A 5,842-nucleotide genomic window follows, 5' to 3' on the forward strand; every position below is an offset into this window, starting at 1 on the left:
AGCACGCGCCGCACCTCCTGCGCGCTGCCGTTGATCCTGCCCCGCATATGCTCATAGAGCATCCGGTAGCCCATCCGCATCATCGCCAGCGCGATCAGCGTCAGCACCGGATGCAGCGCCAGCACCGCGCGCGGGATGCCGCTCAGGTGGGCCATCAGCACCGCCGTCGCACCGACCAGCCCGGCGATTGCGCAGGCCGCCGCCAGTCGCTTGATCTCGCCGAAGCCAGAGAAGCGCCACATGCCCTTAGGCACCTTCAGCAGCCACAGCACCAGCACGTAGAGCAGCACCAGGCCCGCCAGCACCGGCGCGTCATACGGGGGCCGCTCGTCCAGCCAGTTGCGGAAGCCCAGCCGGAACAGATAGGTCGCCTGCCAGGCCAGCGCCACGACGACGGCGTCGAGCAGCAGCGAGAGCCGCTCGCGCTGCGGGCGGACGCGGGTGAGGAAGGCGTCGAGGGTCAGCCAGTTCATATCAGTGGAAGATCGTCGCGACCGTGCGCCACATCAGGCGCAGGTCGCTGGCCAGCGTGGCCTGGCGGACATAGTCGGCAGCGGCCCGCAGCTTGGCGGGCATCACGACGTCCACGTACTCCCGCTCCGGGTCGGCCGCCCGCGCGAGCAACTCGCTCTCGTCACGGAAGGCGAGGCTGGACGGATCGGTGATGCCCGGCCGCACCGACAGCACCAGCTCGCGCAGCTCGGCCGGGTACAGCGCCACGTAGCGCGGCACTTCGGGCCGCGGACCCACGAAGCTCATCGCGCCCCGCAGGACATCCCACAGTTGAGGCAATTCGTCGAGCTTGCTCCGGCGCAGCACGCGGCCCGCGCCGGTGATGCGCGAATCGGCGCCCACGGTGATCTGCAGCCCGGCGTTATCGACCTGCATCGTCCGGAACTTGTGGATCATGAAGGGGACGCCGCGCCGACCGACACGCTGCTGCCGGAACAGCACCGGTCCGCGCGAATCGAGCTTGATCCAGACGGCGATCACCAGCAGCAGCGGCGCCAGCAGCAGCAGGCCCAGTGCCGAACAGGCGATGTCGAACAGGCGCTTGACCATCAAGAAGCCAGGCTGCCTCGCACGGCCGCAATCACCCGCTCCACATCCGCGTCCGTCATCGCCGTATACAGCGGAATGCTCACCATCCGCTCGTACGCCTTCTGCGAATGCGGGAACTGCTCCGGCTTCAGGCCGTAGCGCTCGCGCCAGTAGGGCTGCAGGTGCAGCGGGATGTAGTGGACGCTGCAGCCGATGCCCAGCTCGAACATGCGCTCGATGAAGCGGTCGCGCTCGATGCCGGCCCCGTCGGCCAGGCGCAGCACGTACAGGTGCCACGAGTGCGTGTCGCCCTCTGGCGCGCGCGGCGGCAGGACCAGCGGCAGGTCGGTGAAAGCCTCATGGTAGCGCTGCGCGATCGCCTCGCGGCGCAGCTGGAATCCCGGCAGGCGCTTCAGCTGGTGGATGCCCAGCGCCGCCGCGATGTCGGTCAGGTTGTACTTGAAGCCCGGCGCCACGATCTCGTAGTACCAGCTCGGCACCTTGGCGGTGAAGCGGTCGAAGGCGTCGCGGTTGATGCCGTGCAGGCGCATCACGCGGGCGCGCCTGGCCAGCTCGGCATTGCGCGTCACCAGCATGCCGCCCTCGCCGGTGGTCATCGTCTTGTTGGCGTAGAAGCTGAACACGGTGGCGTCGCTGCCCATCGTGCCGATCAGTTCCTTCTCCAGCGTCGTCGGCAGCGCGTGGGCTGCGTCCTCCACCACGCGCAGGCCGTGCCGGCGCGCGATGTCCAGGATCTCGATCATGTCCACCGCCAGGCCGGCGTAGTGGACCGGCACGATGCAGCGCGTCTTCGACGTGATCGCCGCCTCGACCAGCTTCGGGTCGATGTTCAGCGTCTTCGGATCGATATCCACCAGCACCACGTCTGCGCCCAGGTAACGGACTACCTCAGCGGTGGCGGTGAACGTGTGAGTGGTCGTGATCACCTCGTCGCCGGGGCCGATGCCCAGCGCTTCGAGCGCCAGGTGCAGGCCGGCGGTGGCCGAGTTGACGGCCACGCATTCGATCTGCGGCTCGCCCAGGAATTCGGCAAAGGCGGTCTCGAACTTCTTGGCCTTGGGGCCGGTCGTGACCCAGCCGGACCGCAGGGTATCGACGACCTCGGCGATCTCTTCGTCGCCGATCTCGGGCAAGGCGAAGGGGAGGAAGGGGGTTTGGCTCATGAACGGAAAACTCGCGGCGAAGGGGCTATTGTCCGCGAAGGGCCCGCAGGAAGCGCTCCGCCAGCACCGGATAGGTGTGATGGGCCAGCACGAAGGCGCGGCCGCGCTCGCCCATGGCGGCGAGTTCCTGCGGTGTGCGGGCGATCAGCTGCAGCAGGCCGTCGGCCACGGCGCGCGGATCCTCGGGCGCCACGGTCAGCCCGGCGCCGGCCTCGGCCACCGGATCGTTGCCGGCCTCCACCGAATGCAGGACCGGCCGGCGCGCCATCATGTAGTCCATCAGCTTGTTCGGCGCGATGCCGAAGCGGTAGATTGGCGTGCGCTGCCAGCCGATGTAGGCGATGTCGAAGGCAGCCAGCAGGCTCGGGATCTGGCGCTTGGGAATGGCCGGGAACATCGCGACATTGGCGATGCCTTCGCCGCGAACACGCTGTTCCAGCCGCTCCTTCTCGTGCCCGCCCCCCACCAGCACGAAGGCCACCGGGGCCTCCTTCAGCAGCTTGGCGGCATCGAGCAGCACGTCCAGCGCATTGGGCAGCCCGTGCGAGCCGGCGTAGCCGACGATCCGGCGGCCGGCGGCGCGCTGCAGCGCGATGTGGGCGGCGATCGCCGGATCCAGCGGCTGCGCGTCGCCCTCGCCCCATTCGTCGAGCGTGATGCCGTTGGGCACGATCGCCAGCTTCTTCAGGTCCAGGCCGTGAGCGGCCATGTGCTCATGCACCTTGGGCAGCATCGAGACCACCGCGTCCGCATCACGGTAGGCGTCGTTCTCGGCCTTCTGGCACAGCATGGCGAACGGGTGCCGCGGGCTCATGCCCGACAGCTCGATCGGCGACAGCGGCCACAGGTCGTGCACCTCGTAGACCAGCTTTGCCTTCGCCTTGCGCGCCACGCGCCGCGCCACCCACACATCCATCGGATAGGTGCTGGACGCGATCACCGCATCCGGCGCGAAGGATTCGGCCAGCGCATCGGCATCGCTCCAGACCTGGCGGCAGAAGGACCAGATGTTCTTCACACGAGCTAATCCGTTACCTGAGTAGACCGGCGTCTGGTACCAGCAGTAGGACACGCCGTCGATCACCTCGCCGCCGGCACCGGGTGGCTGGGTGCTGCGCACATGGGAGTGCGAGGCCGCCAGGATCAGCACCTGGTGGCCCATGCGCACCCATTCGCGGGCCAGGTAGTAGGGGCGGAATTCCATGCCGTGCTTCGGCGAGCCGGCATAGTGGTTGATCAGCAGGATTCTCAAGTCAGTTCTCTCAGGCGCGCCAGGAAGCGCTTCACCGCCGGCGCAAAGAGGCCGTGCTCGGCCACCCAGGCGCGGTTGGCCTTGCCGGCCGCCTCGGGGTCGTCGATCGTATTCAGCAACCGGGGCAGCTGGTCGGGTGCCGGCAGGATCAGCCCCTCGCCCGCGCCGGGCCGGACCAGTTCGCGATTGGCCGGCAGTTCCGACAGGATGGGCAGGCACTCATGAGCCATCGCCTCGATCACCGAGACCGCCACGGAATCGCTCTCGGGCAGGCTCAGATACCAGCGAGCCCGCGCATAGTGGCCGCCCTGGGCCTGCGGGTGCAGGCGGCCGACGAACTCGATGCGTGAGGCCAGGCCCAGCGAGGCGGCCTGATCCTGCAAGGCGCCGCGCAGCGAACCGTCGTTGGCGACAACCAGCCGCGCCTCGGGCTGCTGGGCCGCCACGGCCGCAAAGGCCTCGATCACCCGCTGCGGCCGGTAGATCGGCTCCAGCCCGCGGTTGGCGTAGAACAGCCAGGGCGTCTTCTTCACGTTCTGCCGCGGCATCTCTTCCAGGCCGAAGGGGAAGGTCATCACCTCGCCCGCACCGAGTTCGCGCATCCGTGCCGCCATGTGCAGCGAGTCGGAAGTCGTGATGTCGCAGGCCTCCAGCACTCGCTGCGTCAGCCAGCGATAGGCCGCGCCCTGCTCCGGCGTCACGAGGATGTCGCTGCCCCAGGCCGAGCCGGCAATGCGCGAGTTCAGCCGCCAGCCCTTCTTCGCCGCCCAGGCCAGCGTGCCGTGGGAGGTCAGGTAGTGGGCATGCAGCCAGTCGGCCTTGACCTCGGCGAGCCAGCGGCCGAGCTTCGGGAGTTGCATCAGCACGGCCATATTGCCGCCGCCGTGACTGGGATTCGTCTGCAGCGCCAGGCGCTGCTCGCGCGGGATGACGAAGTCGAACTCGGGCGTGAAGCCGCGCGTGGACGCGGCCCACAGATCCACCTCCGGGGCCAGCGCGCGCGCCCACTTCAGCAGGTGCGGGCTCATGCCATCACCGATCAGCACCAGCCTCATCGCGACCAGGCCTCATAGTGCGCCGCCAGCTCCGGATACTGCGCCAGCAGCTTCGCGTCGCGCTCGCGCACGTCGCCCACCTGCACCGCCGGCTGGCCGGCCACGATGGCGAAGTCCGGCACCGCGCCGCGCACCTGCGAGTACGCGCAGACAACCACGCCCTTGCCGATCACGGCGCCCGCCTCGATCAGGCTGTGCGGCCCGATGAAGCTGTAGGCGCCGATCGCGATCGGTCCCTTCACATAAGCCGGTACTTCACCGGCATGCGTGGCATAGCCGCGGCCCAGCAGGCGGATGGACCGATGCGAGCTGTGGGTGACGATGCTGACGAAGTTGGTGATCTGCACGCCCTCGCCGATCGTCAGGCCGGCGGTCGCGTCGATGAAGTTGAACTGGCCGATGAAGACATGGTCGGACAGGGTCAGCTGTTGCTCACCCTCGATGCAGGTGCTCGGCGCGATCCGCGTGTGCGCCAGGCCCCGTTCACCGAAGACGATGCGGAAGAACAGCGCGTGCCAGAGACGGCGGCGCAGACGGTTAAGCCAGCTTCTCATTGGCGTGAAAATTCCAGGTGGCCAGCGACCAGAAGAAGAATCCGAAATAGGCGCACATGGCGAGCGAGACGCCCCAGGCGGCACCGGCAAGCCCGTCGACCGACAGGCCCGCTGCGAGGCCCGCGACGAACATCAGCTGCCCCACCAGTGCCAGCTTCAGTGCCCAGGCCTGGGCACGCCAGGCCATTGTCGCCACCGACAGCGGCGCCGCCACGAAGTGCAGCGCGATGTAGGGCGCCAGCGCGCGCGCCAGCGCACCTGCATCGGCCCAGCGCTCGCCGAACACCGCGGCGAACAGCGCCGGCCCCCACAGCATCAGCACCGCCATCAGCGGCAGCGCCAGCGCGGCCAGCACGGCCATCGCCTGGCGCACCAGGCGCAGGGCCTCCTCGCCCGGGCCGGCCTGTACCAGGCGCGGATAGAGCGTCTGAGACAGGGCGCCGCCGATCAGGCTCGCGGGTGCCTTCAGGTAGCGCAGCGCCAGCGCCCAGTAGCCGGCGGACGTATCGCCGGTCCAATGGGTCAGCAGCAGCATCGCCAGGCTGTCCTGCAAAGCGCCGGCGAAGGCATGGGGCGTGTTCAGCAGCGGGAAGTCGCGATGGCGCCGGGCCATGTCGGCCAGCCGCCCGCCTCGCAGCAGCGCCCGCCAGCCGCCTTGCGGCGCCGGCCGCGCCAGCAGCAGCGCCGTCGAAAGACCGGCCAGCAGCGGGCCCAGCAGCAGGCCCAGCGCACCGCCGAAGCGGGCCAGGCCGAGCA

6 protein-coding genes and 1 pseudogene are annotated in these 5,842 nt (G+C 69.1%); all 7 read right to left on the reverse strand.

Annotated elements, in window-relative coordinates:
• Positions 1-473, reverse strand: a pseudogene (locus B0W88_RS29005) (polysaccharide biosynthesis protein); the annotation flags it as partial.
• 1 nt (position 474) lies between these two features.
• Entirely contained in the window at positions 475-1,062 is a 588-nt protein-coding gene (locus tag B0W88_RS29010; RefSeq protein WP_077038018.1) for a sugar transferase, read from the reverse strand.
• Positions 1,062-2,225, reverse strand: a complete 1,164-nt coding sequence (locus B0W88_RS29015) for a DegT/DnrJ/EryC1/StrS aminotransferase family protein (RefSeq protein WP_077038019.1) — start codon at positions 2,223-2,225, stop codon at positions 1,062-1,064. The genes B0W88_RS29010 and B0W88_RS29015 overlap by 1 nt, the downstream gene beginning before the upstream one ends.
• Before the next feature lie 25 nt (positions 2,226-2,250).
• Entirely contained in the window at positions 2,251-3,477 is a 1,227-nt protein-coding gene (locus B0W88_RS29020) for a glycosyltransferase family 4 protein (protein WP_077038020.1), read from the reverse strand.
• A complete protein-coding gene (locus B0W88_RS29025; RefSeq protein WP_077038021.1) occupies positions 3,474-4,532 on the reverse strand; it encodes a glycosyltransferase in 1,059 nt (352 codons plus the stop codon). The genes B0W88_RS29020 and B0W88_RS29025 overlap by 4 nt, the downstream gene beginning before the upstream one ends.
• Positions 4,529-5,086 (reverse strand): acyltransferase, encoded by a 558-nt coding sequence (locus B0W88_RS29030; RefSeq protein WP_077038022.1) that lies wholly within the window; start codon positions 5,084-5,086, stop codon positions 4,529-4,531. The genes B0W88_RS29025 and B0W88_RS29030 overlap by 4 nt, the downstream gene beginning before the upstream one ends.
• On the reverse strand, positions 5,070-5,842 hold a 773-nt coding region (locus tag B0W88_RS29035), incomplete at its 5' end, for a lipopolysaccharide biosynthesis protein (protein WP_158080964.1). The genes B0W88_RS29030 and B0W88_RS29035, both read right to left, overlap by 17 nt.

Origin of the sequence: Pelomonas sp. KK5, from assembly GCF_001984095.1 — a bacterium.
Lineage (GTDB): Bacteria > Pseudomonadota > Gammaproteobacteria > Burkholderiales > Burkholderiaceae_C > KK5.